The organism is Aquimarina brevivitae, from assembly GCF_004216895.1.
GTDB lineage: Bacteria > Bacteroidota > Bacteroidia > Flavobacteriales > Flavobacteriaceae > Aquimarina > Aquimarina brevivitae.
Genome location: NZ_SGXE01000001.1, coordinates 1,034,436 through 1,055,692 on the forward strand (window position 1 = coordinate 1,034,436; position 21,257 = coordinate 1,055,692).

The window sequence follows — 21,257 nt, forward strand, 5'->3', positions numbered from 1 at the left end:
ATATCAACGTTTCTTTATAACTGATTAAGGTATTATTTCGACTTTGTAAAAATAGTATCCCAAGAAACAGGAGTACGCAATAAACTAAAATAATAGAATTGAAGAAGTACTCCTTTGTTTGTGGATTAATAACTTGTGATTGCATTTGTTTTTGAAAGGTCATAGGTAGATCCATTCCAGGAGTAACTTTGTTTAAGATTGACATATTTAACTTTAGCTTGTTCTGTATAAAAGGTTTGGGTTTTTAAGATATTGGCTTCAATACCATATTCTTGACCAGGAAAAATATATTGATAATCCATGTCAGCATTCTGGCAATATACATTCTTAACTTGTGGAAGTTCTATAACCTCTCCTGAGGTATTCACCAAAAAGTAATAGGCATCTACGTACGCACAACAGGCTAGGTATTCTACCTCTACTTTAATTACTTCAGAGACCCCTTTTAAGCCGGGGTTCTCTAAAGTAGTTACAAAAATATCTTCAAAAAGTTCTGTGTCGTTGATGGTTAGTGTTGACATCACTTTTTGATCTTTTTCAGCATTCAAAATATGAAATGTGTAAACCTGTTTTTGGTCTTGGTCAGAGATATGAGTGCTTACCAAGTACCGACTTGAATGTTGAAATTGATTCTGAGCTATTATCCACTGAAAGCAGAGCAGCACACAGATAAAGATATTTCTTTTCATAGTAATTTATTTTGAGGTTGGCTATTCACCTCTATAAAAGTAATTACTTCATCTGCTTTAATTTAGCACGTTCTAGAATTCGTAATGAGTAATCTAGAATTCGTAAAAAGGGTTGAATTCAGTTATTTATTTAATCTGTAACTGTTCGTGAAAATAGGTGCTCTATCAATTTTAAAGGCCGCAGAATTATAAATGAGACTAACGTTTAATTTCAAAGCTTGTAAAGTCTTTCAGGCCATCCTCTTTCTTCTTCACATCAGCGACGAGCGCAAATTCTGGACCTTGATGACACCATTCTACTAATTTGTTTAATTGAGCTTCTGCACCTTCGGCCTCGATATATACATTACCATTATCTAAATTTTGCACATAACCAACAAGGCCTAACTGGTCCGCAGTTTCTTTAGTGCTTTTGCGATACCAAACTCCCTGTACTTTTCCGGTAATGGTGATATTGTAATGTTTAGTCATGAGGTAATACTTGGTTAAGGCTTAAAGATACTAAGATCAGCTTGCTTATTAAAATAGGGAGCACTTATTTTTACCGATAAATCGATTTGTTTTATACTAGTCATATCATTAAAAAATGTTAAAAATTAATGTTATTTTAACAAATTTTATAGTATCTTTTATGTGTATTTAGAATACAGCAACAACAAACCATAGACAACCTAACACACACAAACCATTGAAAAATTCAGTTGTTATTGTAGAAGATCACGCGCTTTTTTCGCAAGCTTTGACCTCTTTGGTCAATAGTTTGGTGCAATATGAAGTGTTGTTTACTGTAAAAAATGGGGCAGCATTATTAAAATCTTTGAAAAAGCAAACGGTACTTCCAGATATTATATTAATGGACATAATTGTACCTGCATATGATGGTTTGGAAACAATCAGTGCCTTAAAAATACAGTATCCAAGAATAAAAGTTTTGGTGCTTTCAAAATTTGAGAATAAAAAAATTATTCTCAAAACCATACTTGCTGGTGCCAAGGGGTACTTGCCAAAGGATGCAGAAAAAGGGCTATTGAGAAAGGCATTAATTGAATTACAAGATAAAGGGTTCTTTCATACCAAAGAAGTAGCCGAATTATTGATCGGTGCCTTGCACCCTGCTACCAAAAGTGAGGTGGAATTAAAAGATCGTGAGCTAGAGTTTGTCAAACAAGCCTGCACAGAAAAAACCTATAAAGAAATTGCCCAAGATATGTGTGTTAGCCCGAAGACCATTGAAGGATATCGGGATGCTATTTTTGAGAAACTAAACCTTAAAAATCGCACAGGTATGGTACTCTATGCCATCAAAAATCATATTTTTAGTCCCTAGTTATTAACCACTTGTGGGTAATTTTCTACTTTTTTGCCAATATATTAATAAAGCTAAACTTACTATAGCAGCTACAGATATTCCAAAAATCAGTCCAATGCTTTTAGCTTCATAAAAACGCTGGTTCAAGAATTCAAAGAAGACCGAGGTTACTTTTGACGGGATAAATATCAGGCTAATCATTATTGTCAGATATTTTGGATTAGCATATTTGGTAATAACTGAATATACAATAGGGATGATATGAATTTGAGCAATGGACAAACATAAGGCTGAGATGATATAGAATGGTAAATGGTTTGAAGTACTGCTTTCTGGTATAAAGAATAAGGTTGTTAACGCTACACCAGCAAGTACAAAACTTACTATAATTTTAATGACTTGACGATTATAAATATACAACCATACAAAAGCTGCAATTACTCCAAGGAGGATACTAAAAATTTGGGATAAGGTTTGCCAATCAGCCTGAAAGAAGAAAATGGAATGCAATTGATCCAAGCCTAAATTTATTGAAAGTATTGGGAGGTATGCAATTTCATATACACCCCAAAAAATACCCACTAAGATCATAGCACTGATTACTTTAGCTCCATTTATAGGCTTTTTCTTCATCATAGTAGTCAGGTCAATATCTGGATCAGGATATTTTGAGCTGATAATGACGGGTGTAATGGAAGATAAAATCAAAACGGAACAAATTAAGAAAGCAGTTTGATACCCAAAGATTTCAGTTATATACCCTATTGCCAAAACGCCTACAAAACTACCTAGGATAGTTGCTACATAAAATAAGGTAAAGCCTGCGTCCATTATTTTAGTGTTGTTAAAGTACAACTTTCCATAACTGGCAATTATATTGGGGGTATAGAGTCCACTACCCAAAACAAGTAAAAATAATCCCGGATAAAGCGTAGCTGAAAGTGATATGGCTAATAATGCTGCACCTGCAGCCTGAAAATGAACTCCAAAAAAAATACATTTTTTATTACTGAAAAAAAAGTCTCCAAGAAAACCACCAAGAATACCTGAAAACAATATGAGGATTAGCGTAGATTCATAAACCCTTATCGCTATATCACTGGTCATTTGTATAGTATCCGTAGTCATATATGCAAATAGCAGCATCAGTAAGCCGTGATGTCCTATTTGTTCTAAAACCCTTGATTTACTAAGGGAATATGCAGATAATGGATGCTTTTGCTCACTCATCACATTTGTATGATTTGTAGGGTGTCTTTCGTTCATATGGCTTTAATATTGGAAACGTTGAGTAGTAAAAATAAGGGTTTGAAATTTATTTGTTTTCGGTTTATGATATTTATCATAGTTATTGCCCCTTATGATCTTTAGTTTTGAGTATCAATTTTAAAAAACAAACGTGATGAATAAGATACTTGTACCTGTAGACTTTTCTAAGTATTCTACGGAAGCACTAAAAGTTGCAGCCCATATAGCAAAAAAACAGAATGCTGAAATTGTTGCCTTACATATGTTGGGTATCACAGAGGCTGTATTGATCAAGAATGAAGAGCAAGAAGTGGCAGAGGCCATGTATTATATGAAATTGGCAGAAAAGCAATTTGATTCCTTATTACAGGAGGATTTCCTTGCCGATGTAAAAATTACCGAAAGGGTGTTGAACCACAAAGTATTTAGCGAAATCAATGATTTAGCTACAGAGCTAGATATTGACTTGATTATTATGGGTTCTCATGGTACCACTAATCTAAGAGAAGATGTTTTTATTGGTTCCAATACCGAAAAAGTTGTCCGTACCTCCAATGTACCAGTGCTGGTAATTAAGGAAAATGCTGAAGATTTTAAAATGGAATCTGCAGTATTTGCTTGCGATTTTAAGCTGCCAAGCCTGAAAGCTTATCATAATGCTATCAAATTATTTGAACGTTTTGATATGGATTTCACCCTATTGTACATCAACTTACCGGGAGAACGATTTAGGAGCAATCTAGAAATTGATGAACGTATCAAAGGCTTTTTGACCAAGGCTGATCCTGAAACGGCAGATGAAGTATTTAAAAAAGTAGTGTATTGGTGTGATTTTAGTGTAGAAAAAGGAGTTTTTCACTACAGTAACAAAATTAATGCGGATATCATTGCTATCCCAACCCACGGCAGAAGAGGTTTAGCTCATTTTTTTAGTGGAAGTATAGGAGAGGATATTGCAAATCATGCTACTAAGCCGGTGATCACCTTCAAAATGTAAAAAAATAAGAGTTTGTGTTTAGTATAAAGGATCAGAACCGCTTTGCTGAGGTGTGTTTTGGTCCTTTTTCTATAGAATACCTAATGCAATTTCAACCATAGTAGAAAAAGTAGTTTCGCGTTCTTCTGCGGTAGTTTTTTCGCCACTGACTAAGGAATCTGAAATCGTTAAAATCGAAAGTGCTTTTACATTATGCTTAGCGGCAACGGTGTATAGCCCAGCGGTTTCCATCTCCACGCACAATACGCCAAATTCTGCCCATTTTTGATAGGACAAGGGATCATCTTCATAAAATTCATCAGCAGACAATACATTGCCGGCTTTTATAGCAATATTATGTTTTTTGGTAAAAGCAATTACTTTTTCAAAAAGTTCAAAATTAGCAGTAGGCGAGTAGTCCGCATTGATAAACCTGGAATTATTGATGCCTGAAGTTGAGGAGGCTGCCATAGCAACTACAATATCTCTTAGTTTGATATGAGGCTGATAAGATCCAGCAGAGCCAACCCGTATTAAATTCTTTGCTCCATAATCGGTAATTAATTCATTGCAGTAAATTAAAGCAGAGGGTATCCCCATACCTGTTCCTTGAACAGAAACTTTTTTTCCTTTATAATTACCCGTAAATCCAAGCATACCCCGTACTTCAGAGTAACAAACTACCTGATCCAAAAAAGTCTCTGCTATCCATTTCGCTCGTAGTGGATCTCCAGGGAGTAGAATAGTTTCAGCGATTTCGCCTTTTTTGGCTGCGATATGAGTACTCATACAAAGCGTTATTCGGATAATATTTTAATACCTGATGAGGTTCCAATTCTTTCGGCTCCGGCTCTGATAAAAGCCACCGCTGTTTCGCGATCTCTAATACCGCCAGAGGCTTTGATTTTAATACGATCGCCTACTTCTTTTTTCATTAATTCCACATCTGCTAAGGTGGCTCCACCCGTACCAAAACCGGTAGAGGTTTTAATAAAGTCAGCTCCAGCCTTAATACTTAAATTACAGGCAATTTTTTTTTGTTCATCAGTAAGATAGCAATTTTCAAAAATAACTTTCAAGGTACGCTCTTCGATGGCGTTTTTAACCATTCGGATTTCTTCTTCAATTAAGTCATAGTAGCCCGATTTGAGCATGCCTACATTGAGCACCATATCAATTTCATCCGCACAATCTTGCGCACATTGTTTTGCTTCAAAAGCTTTAACGGATGCTTTTTGAGCCCCAAATGGAAATCCTACAACAGCACAAACCTTGATATCTGTATTTCTTAACTGACTGTCGGCAAGTGCAGCATAATAGCTATTGACACAAACAGAATAAAAATTGTATTGTTTTGCTTCATCACACAAATTTTTGATATCATCTACTGTCGCATTGGGTTTTAATAGGGTGTGATCTATAAATTTACCAAACTCCATAATTAATGGTAACTGTTAATGACTTCTACAATTTGCTGTTTTTGTAATACGCCTGATTGGCGCCACAATTGTTTGCCGTTTTTAAATAACAACATCGTGGGTACACCTCTTACTTGAAATTTGCCAGCGAGATCTTGATTTTTATCGACATCTACTTTTATGATCTTAATTTGATTACCAAGATCATCTTTAACTTCCTTTAGAATCGGAGCAAGCATTTTACAGGGACCACACCAATCCGCATAAAAATCGACCAGCACCGGTTTATCTGAATTTATAATATTTGAAAAACTATCTTTCATAATTTTATTTGCGGTTTGTTACTAAAGTTAGGTAACTCTAAGCAAACTTGTAAAGGTTATGAATCAAAATTAGTTGTTTTTAAGAATAAAATAACGAATAATACTTAGGTTAACTTACCACTGGCTCGTTGTTATATGCCTTTATAATGGGTAATAATTCTTTGATAGGGATGCTAACATAATAAGTTCCGGTGTAGGAAGGACAAATGACGCAGTCATCAAAATAATAAAGAATAGCATCATCTTTAATGACAAAATTATTTTGATAGACTTCAAAATCTCCTTGCGAAATTTCCCAGCAGTTGTAATACAAATTGCCTTTTTCAATTTCAGCGGTGATAATCTCATTAATCTTATTGAAAACGACACTTTGAGAATTTGGCTTAAAGAAATCATCGAACTCGATGAATTCTCCTTTTTCTAAATCATAGTTAATACAATCAAAACTATAGGTACTGTTTTTCATACCTGCATAGTAATTTTCTTTATAAATTAACACACTAAGTAGGTCGTTTTTTGATTGATATACCTTGTAATCTATATATCGTTTATCTTTTTGGATAGCACCGTTGATAGAATCGCAAAGCATTTCTTTATCATCTAATAAATCATTTTCTGTGGCTTCTATATTTAGATATTTTTTTTGTACATAATCATTGAATGTAGCGTATTGTTTATTGTTTGCTTCATTGAGATTAGGATACCTATAGTCAATAATATAAAAGTCACTTTCTTTAAAAAAGCTCTTATCTACAATAATATCTTGCAGGTTAAGTTTGTCATCTTTTGCTTTAATAAGTATTTCTTTTTTAATAGCCTTTGTTTTTTCTTGATCGTACTCCAGGCTTTCTTCTGAAAAATAATTTTCAGTTTTGTTTGAGGAATCTTGTTCTACAAGTTTTGGTTCTTCTTTATGCTCTTCTTGTTTGCTATCCGATTGTTGATTGCCACAAGAAACCAGTGTCAAAGCTAAGAGGGTTACTATATAGTATTTCATAAATTTATAGTTTTAGGTATAGTATAAAAATACTACACATTTCAGTTCTTATCTATGATTTTAATCACATTTTACACAAAAAAAGACGGAAATATTTCCGTCTTTCTCCTCCTAATCAAAATCGCGAATGATTTTAAAAAAGCATATTTCCAGAAAAAATTATCAAGTTAGTTATAACGCTCAATACTAATAAGTCAAATACAACTTTTGGTTTTTGAACGGTTAATATGGCTGCATTATGAGCACTACATACGACAACGCTTAGAAATACCATAAACATTTGTAGTAGATTATGACCATTCATTAAGGTTGCCATAATTGCGATGGATCCCAAACAGGTAGAAACGATGATTGCTAAAGCGGAGTATCCAATGTAATTTTCGGTAAAGTCAGTGCTTAATTTTGTATACAGTGTCATAATTATATCTTTTTGAATTATGATGTAAAACTACACTTTGGAGAGCTCTTAAAATATGATAAAAATCATACTTAAACGATTTTTAATCTTCGTATAAACGAAGTCTGTTTTTTAAGGTAATTACTTCATTTTGTATCTCTTCTACCTGGCGCAATAATCGCATGATTACTTCTACACCTTCGAGATTTATGTCTAAATCTTGATGTAATAATACAATTTTTTCAAGTTTGGGTAATTCCTCTTGATGGAGATAGTACTCCTTTGAATTTGTGGTAATTATTTCTATCAACCCATAACGTTGCAACGTATTTATGAATTCTATTTCAACTTGATGTTGATTACAGAATTGAGTGATAGAAACCAAATATTCTTTGCTCATGGCATTACTATTTAAAGTTTAGCTAATTTTTTAAATAAGTCCCTCTGCTCTTGTGACAAGGAGGTAGGTAGGTTAACCTTATAGGTTATATAGAGGTCTCCAAACTGACCTTCCTTTTTATACACCGGAAATCCCTTGCCCTTTAGCTTTACCTTACTGTCATTTTGAGTCCCCGGTTTTACGGCTAGCTTAACTTTACCACTAAGTGTATCAATCGTAATGTCTCCTCCTAATACAGCGGTATATAGATCAATCTCTTTTGTTAGGTATAGATTAGATTTGTCACGTTTAAATGGAGTATTGTTTGCAATGACAAAAGTCAGGTATAGATCCCCATTGGGACCACCACCCATACCTGGTCCTCCATGTCCTTTTATTTTAATAGTCTGTCCGTTTTCTACTCCAGCAGGAATCGTAATACGTATGTTTTTATTGTTTATGGTTAGGGTTCTTTTATGCGTAGTTAACACCTCCATAAGATCAAGGTGAAGCTCTGCATTATAATCTTCTCCTCTAAATTTTGCCTGTCTGCTACGATAGCTTCGCTTACCTCCGCCAAACATACTTTCAAAGAAATCCGAAAAATCACCTTCACCAAAATTACTGTGAAATTCTGATCTACCTTGCTGTCCTTGATATTGTCTACGGGATTGCTTCGCTCTTTCAAACTCTTCTGCGTGTTGCCAATCCTTTCCGTACTGATCGTATTTTTTACGATTTTCAGGATTGGCTAATACCTCATGTGCTTCATTAATTTCTTTAAATTTCTTTTCAGCTTCTGAGTTATTTGGATTTAAATCCGGATGGTATTTTCGAGCTAGTTTGCGATAGGCTTTTTTAATATCTGCTTCAGTAGCATCTTTGTTGATACCTAAAACTTTGTAATAATCAATGTAATCCATAAATAGAACTAAAGCTTATTATTGTTGAAATAATAGGTGTAAGTTGGCTAACATGGCGAGTTCTGATTTATTCTTACCACTAAAGGAAGCAGCAATAGCATCACAGGTTTGTCTTATTTTAGTTTTAATAGCAGTACTAAAAAACTCTTGATGCGTTACATAGTAATCTTTAAAATCTTGAAAAGCTTCTTGAGCTTTTGTACCCTCGTTGTCTAGCCAATCAAAAACGGATTCAATTTGAAAAGCCGTGTCTGAACCAAATTCATCTGTATCTTGTTTAATCGGCACCCATTCTTTAGTGACTAATTTTTTTAATGCATCTACCTCTGTTTTTCTGACTACCTTATCGGCAGCTGCCATGGCATAAAACAGTTTACCCAGGTTTTCATAGAATGTAACAGGAATATTTTTTGCGGTTGTGTCCATAAGTATAGTTTTATTGAGTTAAAGCTTACAGTAATTAGTAACCACTACTACTTAGTAGTAAGATACTAACTAGTGTTTTTTTGAGTGCTTAATTTTTCGTTAAAGTACATCCTTGGTTTATCTGAAACAATGACGATCATCATATTTCGATTTCAATACTTTGCTAACTTTTTGTAGGTGTTTTAAAAAAAATCGATATTAGTGCAGTAATACGTATTACTTATAATATGCTAAAAGCCCAGGACAATACATTTAACATTCTCTCTGAGGCGATCTCCGAAGGGGTTGTGGTCGTTGACAAAAATCAGGTTATTGTGGTGGCAAATGCTTCTGTTTTAGAGATGTTTGGTTATTCAGAAAATGAATTGATAGGCAAAAATTTAGATGTATTAATTCCTAAAAAATACAAGCCGTCTCATAGCAAAAATGTCGATAATTTTGTACGCGAGGGGCAAAAACGCCAGATGGCTCACGGTAGAAATTTATATGGTAAGAAGAAGGATGGTGCTGTTTTTCCTGTTGAGGCGGGTTTAAACCCTTTTGTTATTGAGGGAGAGAAATATGTGATGGCATTGGTATCAGACATTACCCTGCGGAAAAAACAAGAGGAGAAAATTCAAAATCTCAATCAAGAGTTAGAAGAAAAAGTACAGCAGAGAACTAAAGCACTTCATAAAACGATTACAGACTTAGAAGATGAGGTGGTTTTACGCAAGGAAGCTGAAGCACGTGCTCAAGAATCTTTACAAAAGGAAAGAGAACTCAATGAATTAAAGACAAAGTTTTTGTCGCTGGTCTCTCATGAATTTAAAACCCCGCTTAGTGGTATCCTTACTTCAGCTACACTAGTCGGTAAATATACCGCCGAGAAACAACAAGAAAAACGAGAAAAACATCTCAATACCATAAAGAGCAAGGTAAAGTATCTTAATACTATTTTAAATGATTTTTTATCCATAGAGCGCTTAGAAACAGGAAAAGTAACCTACAAGTACAGTACGTTTCCGTTGAGTAAGGTGGTTAATGAAGTGGTATATGATGCTAATATGTTACTTAAAGATGGTCAACGTATCAATTACCCAGACGATATTGATGAATGTATCATTGAGTTTGACGAAAAGATTTTGGAATTGATACTGTCTAATTTAATTAATAATGCCATAAAATACTCTGCCGAGCATACATCCATAGATCTCAATGTAAGAACAGAGCAGGATAAATTATACTTTAGTGTAAAGGATCAGGGTATTGGTATACCAAAAGAAGAACAAAAATATATATTCAATAGATATTTCAGAGCAGAGAATGCTTTGCTTAATCAAGGAACAGGAATAGGACTTAATATCGTAAAGACGCACCTCGAAAATTTAGGGGGAGCCATATCTTTTAGTAGTAAGCAGGGAGAAGGATCTACTTTTACCATTCAAGTTCCAATCCATCAAAATCCAAAGTAACCAAATGAAAACGATACTTTTAATCGAAGATGATACGGCCTTAAGAGAAAACACAGCAGAGCTTTTAGAATTATCCGAGTATGAAGTAATTACTGCACCTAATGGAAAGTTAGGGATTGAACAAGCCAAAGCACATCTACCAGATGTTATCGTCTGTGATATCATGATGCCAGAAATTGATGGATACGGAGTTTTAGAAGCATTGGCCCTCGATAAAAAAACCAGTTATATCCCATTTATTTTCTTATCCGCAAAAACGGAACATAAAGAAATACGAAAAGGAATGGATATGGGTGCAGACGATTACCTTACCAAGCCTTTTGATGAGGAAGAACTAATAAGCGCAATAGAAAGTCGATTGGCTAAATCAAAATTATTAAAAGATGTAGTACAGGGCGCTTCTAAATCTATTCAATCCGAGGATGAGGAGCATTTGCGAAGCTTACACGAGCTCAAGATTTTTTTTGATGATTATGGCACTATTACTAGCTATAAAAAAGGTGAAATGGTATATAAAGAAGGAGACCATTCTAATAATGTCTTTTTAATTCTAAACGGGGTTATCAAGTCACATAAAATGGACGAAAATGGTAAGGAGTTAATCACAGCACTTTATAAAGCTGATGATTTCTTAGGATTTACCTCATTTATGGATAATACGCCTTACCAAGAGTCTGCTACAGCTGTTGAACAAACAACCCTGGCAGCAGTTTCTAAAAAAGATTTAAAGGATATTTTAGAAAAGAGTAAAAATGTGTCTTTAGAATTTATGGAGCTTTTAACCGACAATTTATCGGGTGTAAAGGACCAACTACTACAAATGGCCTATAGCTCTGTACGAAAGAAAACCGCAAAAACAATACTTCAATTTGCTGAAGTGCTCAATAAAAAACCGGAGGATGGTATTAAAATCTCCAGAAGTGATTTAGCTAGTGTTGCTGGTATCGCTACAGAAAGCCTAATACGAACATTGTCAAGCTTTAAAAAGGAGCAATTAATTGATATTGAGGGCAGAAATATAAAGATTTTAGATCTAGAAAAACTTCAGCAGTTGGAATAGCAGCTTAATGTGGTAAACTGACTTTTGTCATTTTTTAACAATACCTACTACAATATTTTTGTGGTAATTAGAGAAAGTGGTATTGATGAAAAAAGTCTTAATTCCAACAGATTTTTCGCAGAACTCGTGGAATGCAATTTCTTACGGCTTGTCCTTTTTAAAGGAAAAGGAATGCACGTTTTATTTGCTTCACGTTGAAACGCATAATCCTTATGTATTTGAGGATAATGTCTATAATGCTGCGCCAACATTGGCAAAGAGTTCTTCTAAAGTAAAGGAGAATATGAAGGTGCTCCTAGACAAGATCAAAAAGCAATATCCTAATCTTAAGCATCAATTCGAAACCGTATTTGAATCTCTATTTTTTGTTGACTCCATTAGAAAACAAATTTCAGAAAAGGAAATTGATTTAATTGTTATGGGCACTAAGGGAGCATCAGGCATTAAAGAAATGACCATAGGAACCAATACCGGAGATGTAATTACAAAAGTAAAATGCCCAGTGTTGGTAGTGCCTGAAAATGCCAGGTATACACCAGTAAAAAGGATAGCCCTTCCAACAGACTATAATATCTATTATAAATCCAAAATAGTAGAAACCGTAAAAGAATTTATCAGTTTTAATAAGGCAACGTTGAAAATACTTCACGTAGCCAAAAAAGAAAAAGAACTAACGGAATGTCAACAAAAGAATAAAAGTTATCTACACGAGAGCCTTGATGATACAGCGCACGGTTTCTATTTTTTATCTAATGAGAACATTGAACAAGCGGTACAATCTTTTGTAGACAGCTATGACATAGACCTAATTACAATGGTGGCCAAAAATTTAAACTTCTTTCAACGAATTTTGTTTAGACCACTTGTTGAAAAAATATCCTACCATACCGAAATTCCATTTTTAATTTTACACGAATAATATGTGCAGTACTTTAGTTAATAAATATAATATTCCAGGGCCTAGATATACCAGTTATCCCACTGTTCCGTATTGGGATAACACTACTTTTTCATTAAAAGCCTGGACAAAATCTGTAAAAACAGCATTTGACACCAGCAATGATAAAGAAGGTATTAGTCTTTACATCCATTTACCATTTTGCGAAAGTATGTGTACGTTTTGTGGGTGTAATAAACGAATTACGAAAAGACACGATGTAGAAATTCCTTATATTAAATCCGTACTCAAAGAATGGGATTTATACCAACAGATTTTTGAAGCAAAGCCAAAGCTTAAAGAATTACATCTGGGAGGAGGAACTCCGACATTTTTTTCACCGGAGAATTTAAAACTATTACTACAAGGAATTCTAAAACATACCGATCTTGCCGAAAATTATGAATTTAGTTTTGAGGGGCACCCAAATAATACCACAAAAGAACATTTACAGACTTTGTATGATTTAGGATTCAGAAGAGTAAGTTTTGGAGTACAGGATTATGATCATAAAGTACAGAAGGCGATTCATAGAATTCAATCTTTTGAAGCTGTTAAGTATGTTACAGAAACTGCACGAGAAATAGGATATACATCGGTAGGGCACGATATCATTTTTGGATTACCACATCAGACAAGCGAAGCGGTCAGAAAAACGATTTTGAAAACAAAAGAATTAACTCCGGATCGTTTGGCGTACTATAGCTATGCACACGTACCTTGGCAAAGTGGAAATGGGCAACGAGGATTTGATGAAAAAGATATACCTGCAGGAGAAGAAAAAAGAAAACAGTATGAAACAGGTAAGTCTTTATTAGAAGAAGTCGGTTACGCCGAAATTGGTATGGATCATTTCGCACAAAAAAAGGATAGTCTTTATCAAGCGATGCAGCATAATGCGTTGCATAGAAATTTTATGGGATATACTGCTTCAAAAACTAAGCTTATGATTGGTTTAGGCGTTTCAGCCATTGGTGATAGCTGGACTGGATTTGCACAAAATGTAAAAGGAGTAGAGGAGTACAATCATTTATTAGCTGAGGGAATTCTACCAGTTTATCGAGGCCATATACTTTCTAAAAAAGATACTATTATCCGAAAGCATATTCTTGACTTGATGTGTACTTTTAAAACAAGTTTTCAAGAAGATGGTCTTTCTGAAGAAGAAAAAACTGATATCCTGGAAAGATTACACGAAATGATAGCCGATGATTTAGTTGCCCTCAAAGGAAAGGAGCTAAAGATAACTACCAAAGGAAAACCTTTTGTGCGTAATATATGTATGGCATTCGACTTACGATTACAAGATAAAAAGCCAGACACTAAATTGTTTTCAATGACGGTATAAACTAATGCAAAGAAATTAAAACTTAAAAAATCCCAATTGAATATTGGGATTTTTTGTTGGGTTATTGGATCAAAAAAAGAAGTATTCAAATTATAAATATAATTTGATCTTATTTGGGTACAGAGCAGTTGAAATTAGCATTTACAACTGTAGTAAGATTGGGTATATCCGGTGATAGATAAGGAATCCCTAATCCAAGACCCCTGATAATAAATAACATTCCGATGAGTACCACTACAATCGGAATTAGCTTTTGCAAACGCTGTTGAGACTGGAGCTGTAATGAGGTGCCAAGATAAGCTGCCAGCGTCATTAAAGGAACTGTGCCAAGACCAAATAAAATTAGGTAAAGTCCACTGAGTCCAATATTGCCAAAGGATAATGTACCTAAAACAGCTATATAGATCATCCCACAAGGCAGAAAGCCATTGAGAAACCCTGTAGTCAGAAAGGTGTCTGGGCTTTTTCGCTTAAATTGAGCCCCTAAGGTGTTTTTCAATCGTTGCACCCAGGTTTGTACAGGAAGCAAACGTAAACTTTTAAACCTTACAAAATAATGAGATGCCACAGATATAATCATCAAAGCTCCAATACTTATAGAAAGCGCTTGTTGCCAACCAAATAAAGATAGTCCTTTACCGATAAATCCAAAAACGACACCAATTAAACCATAAGCTAACAATCGACCGATGTGATATAGAGTGATGTATAGTCCCTTTGTCAAAGGTGGCGTGTTACGGCCAATAGGAAGCATAAAAGCGATGGGGCCACACATTCCTATACAATGCAAACTGCCTATAAGTCCTAAGATAAAACCGCTGAGCAACATATTTATAATTTTATCGATTTTTTAATTAAGAATTTTTCATCTTCGATCTGCCAACTAATAGTGATGTCCCATCGACCTGCTGCTAAATGTTTAGTTGGTATTACCATAGCTGATTCTGATAACCGAATAGGAAGCTTAAAATCTAATTTCTTGTCTGATGGTCTATAAAAGTCTACATACCCTGAAATTACATCAACATTGTTGTTGTACGGAAAAAGGATTCGTAATGCTCCTTTTTCTTCGATCAGGGTAACATTTGTTGATAATGAATTTGCATTCTTTAGCGCATTAATTTCATCTTGAAATGCAAGCTCTTTTTTGTAGTAATCATCCGTTACTAAATCGTGGCTATACTTATCTTCGGTGTTCATCCGAACAACAAAAAATAGAATAAAGCTTATAAAACAAACGAAAGCGATTACAATTCCTGTACCCCAGTTTATTTTCATGGTATATATTTTAATTGTTGTATTTCAGTAAATAATTCATTTTTATCGAAACTATCGATATCGACGTGGTCCTAAAAAGGATGCTTTAGTGGTTTCAATCAGTGTATCTCCACTATAGATACCTATTTTTACTTTCACTTTATCCTCTACTAATGCATTGGATTTAATATTAATAAATAATGTGCCTTCTGATAACCCTTGTCCAGGCACACTTAGTGTTCTATCGCGCACCGTTTGGATCTCTCCGGAGTGCGAGAGCAATCTAAATTCTACTTTATTGATCGTGTCTGTGGTCTTATTAATTAATTTAAAGGTATACACGTTGCTAATTATATTATTATCTCGGTGCTCGTATAATTGACCAGGAATTCTTAGGATATTGGCTTCCACATCATTTCGTAAAAACAGCATACTAATAAAAGTACCGATTAATAAGATCAGTACCGCCGTATAGGCCTTAAGTCTTGTAGAAAATTTGAATTTTTCTTTTTTGGCTATATTATTTTCGCTGGCATACCGTATCAAACCTTTAGGTAAGTTTACACTTTCCATCATATGATCACAGGCATCAATACATGCAGTGCAATTAATACATTCTAGTTGAGTACCGTTTCGTATATCTATCCCGGTAGGGCACACGTGCACGCATTGAAAGCAGTCAATACAATCCCCATTGCCAGTAGTTGCTCGATCTTCATTCTTCTTAAATTTTGCTCTACCTTTTTCTTTTTCTCCTCTTTTATAATCGTAGGCAACCACCACCGATTTTGAGTCAAGTAAAACACCTTGTAGTCTTCCATAAGGACAAGCGATTACACAGACCTGTTCCCTGAACCAGGCGAATACAAAATAAAATACTGTGGTGAATATTAATAATGAAACTAGCGTTGAGGTATGTTGTAAAGGTCCCTCAATAACATATCCCAATAACTTATCACTACCAATGAGATAGGCTAAAAATACATTAGCAATTAAGAAGGAAATAAAAAAGAACAAACTCCATTTGAGTCCTTTTTTTCGTATTTTTTCAGCATTCCAAGGTTGTTTGTCTAAGCGTATTTGTTTACCACGATCTCCTTCTATCCAATACTCTATTTTACGGAATACCATTTCCATAAAAATAGTTTGCGGGCATACCCATCCACAAAATAATCTACCAAACGCAACGGTAAAAAGGGTGACAAAGATGACTCCTATAATCATGGAAATGACAAAAAGGTGAAAATCTTGTGGCCAAAAAGGAGCTCCAAATATATTGAAACGCCTTTCTAGTACATTAAAAAGTAAAAATTGATTGCCATTAATTTTAATAAACGGAGCTAGGAAAAGAAATAATAACAACCCATAGCTTACCCAAGCTCTGTAGGTATAAAATTTACCATCAGGCTTTTTTGGATAAATCCAGGCACGTTTTCCTTCTTCACTTATAGTGCTGATGGAATCTCTAAAATTTTCGTTTCCTTGTGTTTCCAAAATCCACAATTATGCTTGTTAATACAGACTGCTGGTTTGCTATTCTTCTACGTTTTGTTGAAGTGAATCAATCACAGCCTCGTGTGTTCCTTCTTCTGGAAGAATTACATTTGGGCTATCAGGATCGATCCATATTTCTCCTTCTGCTTCTTTGGGTTCAGCAGGGGTTGAACCTCCCAAGGAAATAACGTAGCTAGCTACCTGTGCCATTTCAGAGGGTTTTAAAGTTTGTTTCCAGGCTACCATTCCTTTTCCATCACGTCCACCTTCAGAAATGGTTCTAAACACATTTTTAATTCCTCCGCCCATAATCCAATAGTCATCAGTTAGATTAGGTCCGATGCCTCCACCACCATCAGCCTTATGGCAGGCTACACAATTAGCTGCAAAGATGGCACCACCTGCTGTTAAGTCTGAAGCTTCTGTGAGAAGCATTACAGTATTGACATCGATTAAATCCTTAGCATTCTTTTTATATTCTTCAATTTCAATTTGAGCTTCGGCTACTTCCATCAGATACTCCTCTTCTTGATCGTAATCATTAAAAACGTGGAAACGTACCAAATAAATTACTCCAAATATGATGGTAACATAGAAGCTATATACCCACCAAGGCGGTAAATTGTTATCTAACTCTTTTATGCCATCATAATTATGGTCAAGAATTATTTCCTCTTCTTCATCAACCGGGGTACTGTCAACTAGTTTTAAATATATTGATCTAAACCACTGGGTAACCTTTTCTTTTTTAGCTTTTTCGTTTTGCAAGTATCTTTCTTGCGCATCAGGTTTAAGTGCTAAGAATAGAATGTTACTAAGCGCAGCTACACACAGCTCTATAGCTAATGCGAATACGAATACAATGCCTAACCAAATCCAAACCAGGGGTTGGTTAATTATGGCATAATCATCTGTCTGATCAGTCCATTCTATAATGACCCAAGCTATTAATACAATAGCTACTATTCTTAGGTAAGGTGCTATTTTCTTCATTGGATGTTATCTTTTGGGTTTTCTTGGTCTAGTGGTAAATTGCTAATGAAATTGATGTGATCTTTTTTAGCCGTAGCTACCCACCAGAATAGTGCTACAAAAAAGAAAAAGAATATCAGTAGTGAAATCATAGGATAGATCTCTATCCCTTCAATGGATTCCATATGGCCTTTTACGAATTTTAGCATGGCTATTGTTTTTTAGTTTCTGCAATGTTTTCTTGTACCTTGATATCAGTACCTAATCTTTGGATATATGCGATCAACGCTATGACTTCTCGATCTTTCATTTCGATAAACTCGAGTCCATTGGCCTCGGCATATTTTTTATCTTCTTCATAATTTTTCGCAAAATCTGGATCGCTATACAGGTTCTTTTCAATTTGCGAAGCCTGCTCGTCCATCCACTCTTCAGCTCTGGCAATTTGCTCTGGGGTGTAAGGTACTCCTAGTGTTACCATAGCTTCCATTTTTTGTTGTATTTGCGATCTATCGTGCTTATCGGTGATTAACCATTTATAACTTGGCATAATCGATCCCGATGAGGTACTCTGTGGATCATAAAAATGATTGAGGTGCCAGTTATCGGAGTATTTTCCTCCAACTCTATGCAGGTCTGGACCAGTTCGTTTGCTTCCCCATAGAAAAGGGTGGTCGTATACGTATTCCCCTGCCTTGGAATACTCTCCATAGCGCTCCACCTCACTTCTAAATGGACGGATTAATTGAGAGTGACACGACACGCAACTTTCTCTGATATAAAGGTCTCTACCTTCTAATTCGAGTGGAGTATAAGGCTTTACACTACTTATAGTAGGTATATTAGAGTCCACCATTATGGTAGGAATGATTTGAACGATACCTCCTATTAATATTGCTATAGTAGCAAATATGGTTAGCTTTACAGGTCTTCTTTCCAACCAGGTGTGGTACCCTTCTTTTGCTGTTCTATGCTTAGTTACTTTTGTTAGTGGCGCAGCTTCAGCAAGTTCGTCGGTTACTTTTTGACCTGATTTTGCTGTTTTTACGATGTTGTAAAGCATTATAAAAATTCCAAGAATATAAATACTTCCACCAATAGCACGCATCCAATACATCGGTATAATTTCGTTGACTGTTTCTAAGAAATTACCATATACTAAGCTACCATCAGGATTAAACTGTTTCCACATAGAAGCTTGTACAAAACCAGCTACGTACATCGGTAAGGCGTAGATAATAATCCCTAATGTTCCTAACCAAAAGTGGGTGTTGGCAAGTCCTGTAGACCATAATTTAGTTTTAAATAACCTCGGCATCAACCAGTATACCATACCAAAAGTTAAGAAACCATTCCAAGCCAATGCTCCAACGTGAACGTGTGCTATTACCCAGTCACTAAAATGAGCTATCGCATTTACATTTTTTAAGGAAAGCATAGGTCCTTCAAAAGTTGCCATTCCATATCCAGTGATCGCAACCACCATAAATTTTAAAACAGGGTCTGTACGAACTTTATCCCAGGCCCCTCTAAGGGTTAAAAGACCGTTGATCATACCTCCCCACGATGGAGCGATAAGCATTATTGAAAAGGCAACCCCTAAATTTTGAGCCCAATCGGGTAAAGCGGAATATAAAAGGTGATGAGGACCTGCCCAGATATAGATAAATATTAAGGACCAAAAGTGTACGATGGACAATCTATAGGAATAGATGGGTCGATTAGACGCTTTTGGAATAAAGTAATACATCAACCCTAAGAAGGGTGTGGTTAAAAAGAAAGCTACAGCGTTATGACCATACCACCATTGCACCAATGCATCTTGAACACCTGCATAGACAGAGTAACTTTTAAATGCACTAATAGGTAGCTCTAAACTATTAAAAATGTGTAGTACAGCAACGGTCACTACCGTAGCGAGATAAAACCATATAGCTACATAAAGGTGACGTTGTCTCCTTCTTAAAATAGTTCCTATGAGGTTCCACCCAAAAACCACCCAAATAACAGCGATAGCAATATCAAATGGCCATTCTAATTCTGCATATTCCTTAGAGGTCGTAATTCCTAGAGGTAAGGTAATAGCAGCACCAACAATAATAAGTTGCCATCCCCAAAAGTTGATATTACTTAGGGTGTCATTAAACATTCGGGCCTTGAGTAATCGCTGGGTAGAGTAATACACGCCAGCAAAAAGCGCATTACCTACGAAAGCAAAAATTACTGCATTAGTATGTAATGGTCTTAATCTACCGAAACTCAACCATGAGATTCCATCGGTTAGATTTGGAAAAATAAACAAAAAGGCTAATAATAAGCCCACAGACATACCTACAATTCCCCATAGCATAGTGGCATATAGGAACTTTTTTACGATTTTATTATCGTAATGAAACTGCTCGATTTCCATATTTACAATTGATTGTTTTGAGAATTATTTCTTGACTTTCCAGAGGAGTGTTCCGTCAGTTCGTCTTCAAATAACATTCGGATTGAAGGGGTATAGGTATCATCATACTGGCCTTTTTTTACAGATACTAAAAAGGCTGCAAAGAAAATGATGGCAACTACGACACTAACAGATAGCAAAACATAAATCACACTCATAGGTTTGGTTATTTAGGCCAAAAGTAAAAGTGAAAGCTTTCTTAAAAAATGACAATTGTCAGGTTTTTCAACCGTGTAGTGTAACAGACGCTAAAGCCCGATTTTAAAGGCTTTATTTTACTGTAAAACAGTTTGTTATGTTTTGCAGTAAAATTAAAAATAGTTAATTTTTGTTAAAATAGTACCTTTTTATACATAGTACTGTAACAAATTTGATTTAACGCCGTCTTATAAGTAAATAACAGTCAATTAAAACAAATAGATATGCGAACCTTAGACAACAACCAAATCAGTAAAAGAACACAAAATAGTATAGGGTATACTTGGAATCAAAAAAGAAGATACCACTAATACATCAAAAACAAATCATCAATCAAAAAAACAAGCAGTCATGAGAACTTTAGACAACAATCAAATCACAAAAAGACAGAACACCACCATTGGATACATTTGGAACTCCAAAAGGAGATATCACTAATCATTAATCAAATTCATCAATCAATCAATCAAAAAACGAACAGATATGAGAACTTTAGAAAATATTCAACTTAGTAAAAGAGTGCAAAATAGCATCGGGTATACTTGGAATCAAAAAAGACGTTACCGCTAATAAACATAATAATTCATCAATCAAAAAACAAACCATCATGAGAACTTTAGACGACAATCAGATCACAAAAAGACAGAACAATACCATTGGATACATTTGGAATTCCAAGAGGAGATTTCACTAATCATCAATCATCATCAAAATCAATCAATCAAAAAACGAACAGATATGAGAACTTTAAATAGCAACGAAATTACTACAAAATTAAAAGAGACTAACGGTTACATCTGGAACTCCAGAAGAAGATACCGATAAACACCACCAATAAACCCTTTAAAACAATGTGTTATGAGAACGTTTCAAAATGTAAGAAAAAGGCTGAAAAGCTTTGCACAACGACAACATATGTTTTCGGATTTATCAGTTAATTCATACAACAACGAAAACAAACAAATTTTAGAATTTCATAGATATTCATTTTAAATATAAAACC

At 34.9% G+C, this 21,257-nt stretch carries 24 protein-coding genes; 6 read left to right on the forward strand and 18 right to left on the reverse strand.

Annotation, left to right across the window (positions count from 1 at the left end; translation table 11 throughout):
• Nucleotides 1-125: 125 nt before the first annotated feature.
• Both EV197_RS04275 and EV197_RS04280 read right to left on the reverse strand, forming a co-directional pair.
• Entirely contained in the window at nucleotides 126-689 is a 564-nt protein-coding gene (locus tag EV197_RS04275; RefSeq protein ID WP_130285492.1) for a hypothetical protein, read from the reverse strand.
• Between the two features lie 198 nt (nucleotides 690-887).
• Nucleotides 888-1,160: an acylphosphatase gene (locus tag EV197_RS04280; protein ID WP_130285493.1), complete on the reverse strand. Its 273-nt coding sequence runs from the start codon at nucleotides 1,158-1,160 to the stop codon at nucleotides 888-890.
• Between the two features lie 217 nt (nucleotides 1,161-1,377).
• Between EV197_RS04280 and EV197_RS04285 the strand changes: the two genes are divergently transcribed.
• Nucleotides 1,378-2,016: a response regulator transcription factor gene (locus tag EV197_RS04285; RefSeq protein ID WP_130285494.1), complete on the forward strand. Its 639-nt coding sequence runs from the start codon at nucleotides 1,378-1,380 to the stop codon at nucleotides 2,014-2,016.
• A 3-nt stretch (nucleotides 2,017-2,019) separates the two neighbouring features.
• Here EV197_RS04285 and EV197_RS04290 read toward each other — a convergent pair whose 3' ends face one another.
• Complete coding sequence (locus EV197_RS04290; protein WP_130285495.1) at nucleotides 2,020-3,264, reverse strand: MFS transporter; 1,245 nt, start codon at nucleotides 3,262-3,264, stop codon at nucleotides 2,020-2,022.
• A gap of 136 nt (nucleotides 3,265-3,400) precedes the next feature.
• Here EV197_RS04290 and EV197_RS04295 point away from each other — a divergent pair, with 136 nt between their 5' ends.
• Nucleotides 3,401-4,243, forward strand: a complete 843-nt coding sequence (locus tag EV197_RS04295) for a universal stress protein (protein ID WP_130285496.1) — start codon at nucleotides 3,401-3,403, stop codon at nucleotides 4,241-4,243.
• Between the two features lie 69 nt (nucleotides 4,244-4,312).
• On the opposite strand, the gene deoD is transcribed toward EV197_RS04295, so the two are convergent.
• The 8 genes from deoD to EV197_RS04335 form a co-directional block, all read right to left on the reverse strand.
• On the reverse strand, nucleotides 4,313-5,011 hold the full coding sequence (gene deoD, locus EV197_RS04300) for a purine-nucleoside phosphorylase (protein ID WP_130285497.1): 699 nt from the start codon (nucleotides 5,009-5,011) through the stop codon (nucleotides 4,313-4,315).
• An 8-nt stretch (nucleotides 5,012-5,019) separates the two neighbouring features.
• Complete coding sequence (gene deoC, locus EV197_RS04305) at nucleotides 5,020-5,661, reverse strand: deoxyribose-phosphate aldolase (RefSeq protein ID WP_130285498.1); 642 nt, start codon at nucleotides 5,659-5,661, stop codon at nucleotides 5,020-5,022.
• A gap of 2 nt (nucleotides 5,662-5,663) precedes the next feature.
• A complete protein-coding gene (trxA, locus tag EV197_RS04310) occupies nucleotides 5,664-5,963 on the reverse strand; it encodes a thioredoxin (protein ID WP_130285499.1) in 300 nt (99 codons plus the stop codon).
• Nucleotides 5,964-6,072: 109 nt separating this feature from the next.
• On the reverse strand, nucleotides 6,073-6,960 hold the full coding sequence (locus EV197_RS04315) for an RsiV family protein (RefSeq protein WP_130285500.1): 888 nt from the start codon (nucleotides 6,958-6,960) through the stop codon (nucleotides 6,073-6,075).
• A 133-nt stretch (nucleotides 6,961-7,093) separates the two neighbouring features.
• On the reverse strand, nucleotides 7,094-7,378 hold the full coding sequence (locus tag EV197_RS04320) for a hypothetical protein (RefSeq protein ID WP_130285501.1): 285 nt from the start codon (nucleotides 7,376-7,378) through the stop codon (nucleotides 7,094-7,096).
• A gap of 82 nt (nucleotides 7,379-7,460) precedes the next feature.
• The gene (locus EV197_RS04325) at nucleotides 7,461-7,757 is read right to left on the reverse strand and encodes a chaperone modulator CbpM (RefSeq protein ID WP_130285502.1); all 297 of its coding nucleotides are present in this window, start codon (nucleotides 7,755-7,757) and stop codon (nucleotides 7,461-7,463) included.
• Between the two features lie 11 nt (nucleotides 7,758-7,768).
• Complete coding sequence (locus tag EV197_RS04330) at nucleotides 7,769-8,659, reverse strand: DnaJ C-terminal domain-containing protein (protein WP_130285503.1); 891 nt, start codon at nucleotides 8,657-8,659, stop codon at nucleotides 7,769-7,771.
• Between the two features lie 18 nt (nucleotides 8,660-8,677).
• Nucleotides 8,678-9,085 (reverse strand): hypothetical protein, encoded by a 408-nt coding sequence (locus EV197_RS04335; RefSeq protein ID WP_130285504.1) that lies wholly within the window; start codon nucleotides 9,083-9,085, stop codon nucleotides 8,678-8,680.
• 227 nt (nucleotides 9,086-9,312) lie between these two features.
• On the opposite strand from EV197_RS04335, the gene EV197_RS04340 reads away from it, so the two are divergent.
• From EV197_RS04340 to hemN, 4 genes are all read left to right on the forward strand, one after another.
• Nucleotides 9,313-10,539 (forward strand): PAS domain-containing sensor histidine kinase, encoded by a 1,227-nt coding sequence (locus tag EV197_RS04340; protein ID WP_130285505.1) that lies wholly within the window; start codon nucleotides 9,313-9,315, stop codon nucleotides 10,537-10,539.
• 4 nt (nucleotides 10,540-10,543) lie between these two features.
• Complete coding sequence (locus EV197_RS04345) at nucleotides 10,544-11,599, forward strand: response regulator (RefSeq protein ID WP_130285506.1); 1,056 nt, start codon at nucleotides 10,544-10,546, stop codon at nucleotides 11,597-11,599.
• 85 nt (nucleotides 11,600-11,684) lie between these two features.
• Entirely contained in the window at nucleotides 11,685-12,518 is an 834-nt protein-coding gene (locus tag EV197_RS04350) for a universal stress protein (protein WP_130285507.1), read from the forward strand.
• Nucleotide 12,519: 1 nt separating this feature from the next.
• Entirely contained in the window at nucleotides 12,520-13,884 is a 1,365-nt protein-coding gene (gene hemN / locus EV197_RS04355) for an oxygen-independent coproporphyrinogen III oxidase (RefSeq protein WP_130285508.1), read from the forward strand.
• Nucleotides 13,885-13,993: 109 nt separating this feature from the next.
• Here hemN and EV197_RS04360 read toward each other — a convergent pair whose 3' ends face one another.
• The 7 genes from EV197_RS04360 to ccoS are packed head-to-tail and all read right to left on the reverse strand — an operon-like array spanning nucleotide 13,994 to nucleotide 20,214.
• The gene (locus tag EV197_RS04360; RefSeq protein ID WP_130285509.1) at nucleotides 13,994-14,713 is read right to left on the reverse strand and encodes a sulfite exporter TauE/SafE family protein; all 720 of its coding nucleotides are present in this window, start codon (nucleotides 14,711-14,713) and stop codon (nucleotides 13,994-13,996) included.
• Between the two features lie 2 nt (nucleotides 14,714-14,715).
• Nucleotides 14,716-15,162 carry a FixH family protein gene (locus tag EV197_RS04365; RefSeq protein WP_130285510.1) on the reverse strand — a complete coding sequence of 149 codons (447 nt, stop codon included), beginning with the start codon at nucleotides 15,160-15,162 and terminating at the stop codon, nucleotides 14,716-14,718.
• Between the two features lie 51 nt (nucleotides 15,163-15,213).
• Nucleotides 15,214-16,635: a cytochrome c oxidase accessory protein CcoG gene (ccoG, locus tag EV197_RS04370; protein ID WP_130285511.1), complete on the reverse strand. Its 1,422-nt coding sequence runs from the start codon at nucleotides 16,633-16,635 to the stop codon at nucleotides 15,214-15,216.
• Between the two features lie 39 nt (nucleotides 16,636-16,674).
• Nucleotides 16,675-17,628, reverse strand: a complete 954-nt coding sequence (locus tag EV197_RS04375) for a cbb3-type cytochrome c oxidase N-terminal domain-containing protein (RefSeq protein ID WP_130285512.1) — start codon at nucleotides 17,626-17,628, stop codon at nucleotides 16,675-16,677.
• Complete coding sequence (locus EV197_RS04380; protein WP_130285513.1) at nucleotides 17,625-17,816, reverse strand: CcoQ/FixQ family Cbb3-type cytochrome c oxidase assembly chaperone; 192 nt, start codon at nucleotides 17,814-17,816, stop codon at nucleotides 17,625-17,627. Before EV197_RS04380 ends, EV197_RS04375 begins: the two co-directional genes overlap by 4 nt.
• 2 nt (nucleotides 17,817-17,818) lie before the next feature.
• Complete coding sequence (gene ccoN / locus EV197_RS04385; RefSeq protein ID WP_130285514.1) at nucleotides 17,819-20,017, reverse strand: cytochrome-c oxidase, cbb3-type subunit I; 2,199 nt, start codon at nucleotides 20,015-20,017, stop codon at nucleotides 17,819-17,821.
• A gap of 2 nt (nucleotides 20,018-20,019) precedes the next feature.
• On the reverse strand, nucleotides 20,020-20,214 hold the full coding sequence (gene ccoS, locus EV197_RS04390) for a cbb3-type cytochrome oxidase assembly protein CcoS (RefSeq protein WP_130285515.1): 195 nt from the start codon (nucleotides 20,212-20,214) through the stop codon (nucleotides 20,020-20,022).
• Nucleotides 20,215-21,257 lie beyond the last annotated feature (1,043 nt).

Excerpts from the sequence above, each read along its gene's own strand:
- EV197_RS04275 (WP_130285492.1), bottom strand. The coding sequence starts at position 689 with ATGAAAAGAAATATCTTTATCTGTGTGCTGCTCTGCTTTCAGTGGATA.
- EV197_RS04280 (WP_130285493.1), bottom strand. The coding sequence starts at position 1,160 with ATGACTAAACATTACAATATCACCATTACCGGAAAAGTACAGGGAGTT.
- EV197_RS04290 (WP_130285495.1), bottom strand. The coding sequence starts at position 3,264 with ATGAACGAAAGACACCCTACAAATCATACAAATGTGATGAGTGAGCAA.
- EV197_RS04295 (WP_130285496.1), top strand. The coding sequence starts at position 3,401 with ATGAATAAGATACTTGTACCTGTAGACTTTTCTAAGTATTCTACGGAA.
- deoD (WP_130285497.1), bottom strand. The coding sequence starts at position 5,011 with ATGAGTACTCATATCGCAGCCAAAAAAGGCGAAATCGCTGAAACTATT.
- deoC (WP_130285498.1), bottom strand. The coding sequence starts at position 5,661 with ATGGAGTTTGGTAAATTTATAGATCACACCCTATTAAAACCCAATGCG.
- trxA (WP_130285499.1), bottom strand. The coding sequence starts at position 5,963 with ATGAAAGATAGTTTTTCAAATATTATAAATTCAGATAAACCGGTGCTG.
- EV197_RS04315 (WP_130285500.1), bottom strand. The coding sequence starts at position 6,960 with ATGAAATACTATATAGTAACCCTCTTAGCTTTGACACTGGTTTCTTGT.
- EV197_RS04320 (WP_130285501.1), bottom strand. The coding sequence starts at position 7,378 with ATGACACTGTATACAAAATTAAGCACTGACTTTACCGAAAATTACATT.
- EV197_RS04325 (WP_130285502.1), bottom strand. The coding sequence starts at position 7,757 with ATGAGCAAAGAATATTTGGTTTCTATCACTCAATTCTGTAATCAACAT.
- EV197_RS04330 (WP_130285503.1), bottom strand. The coding sequence starts at position 8,659 with ATGGATTACATTGATTATTACAAAGTTTTAGGTATCAACAAAGATGCT.
- EV197_RS04335 (WP_130285504.1), bottom strand. The coding sequence starts at position 9,085 with ATGGACACAACCGCAAAAAATATTCCTGTTACATTCTATGAAAACCTG.
- EV197_RS04340 (WP_130285505.1), top strand. The coding sequence starts at position 9,313 with ATGCTAAAAGCCCAGGACAATACATTTAACATTCTCTCTGAGGCGATC.
- EV197_RS04345 (WP_130285506.1), top strand. The coding sequence starts at position 10,544 with ATGAAAACGATACTTTTAATCGAAGATGATACGGCCTTAAGAGAAAAC.
- EV197_RS04350 (WP_130285507.1), top strand. The coding sequence starts at position 11,685 with ATGAAAAAAGTCTTAATTCCAACAGATTTTTCGCAGAACTCGTGGAAT.
- hemN (WP_130285508.1), top strand. The coding sequence starts at position 12,520 with ATGTGCAGTACTTTAGTTAATAAATATAATATTCCAGGGCCTAGATAT.
- EV197_RS04360 (WP_130285509.1), bottom strand. The coding sequence starts at position 14,713 with ATGTTGCTCAGCGGTTTTATCTTAGGACTTATAGGCAGTTTGCATTGT.
- EV197_RS04365 (WP_130285510.1), bottom strand. The coding sequence starts at position 15,162 with ATGAAAATAAACTGGGGTACAGGAATTGTAATCGCTTTCGTTTGTTTT.
- EV197_RS04375 (WP_130285512.1), bottom strand. The coding sequence starts at position 17,628 with ATGAAGAAAATAGCACCTTACCTAAGAATAGTAGCTATTGTATTAATA.
- EV197_RS04380 (WP_130285513.1), bottom strand. The coding sequence starts at position 17,816 with ATGCTAAAATTCGTAAAAGGCCATATGGAATCCATTGAAGGGATAGAG.
- ccoN (WP_130285514.1), bottom strand. The coding sequence starts at position 20,017 with ATGGAAATCGAGCAGTTTCATTACGATAATAAAATCGTAAAAAAGTTC.
- ccoS (WP_130285515.1), bottom strand. The coding sequence starts at position 20,214 with ATGAGTGTGATTTATGTTTTGCTATCTGTTAGTGTCGTAGTTGCCATC.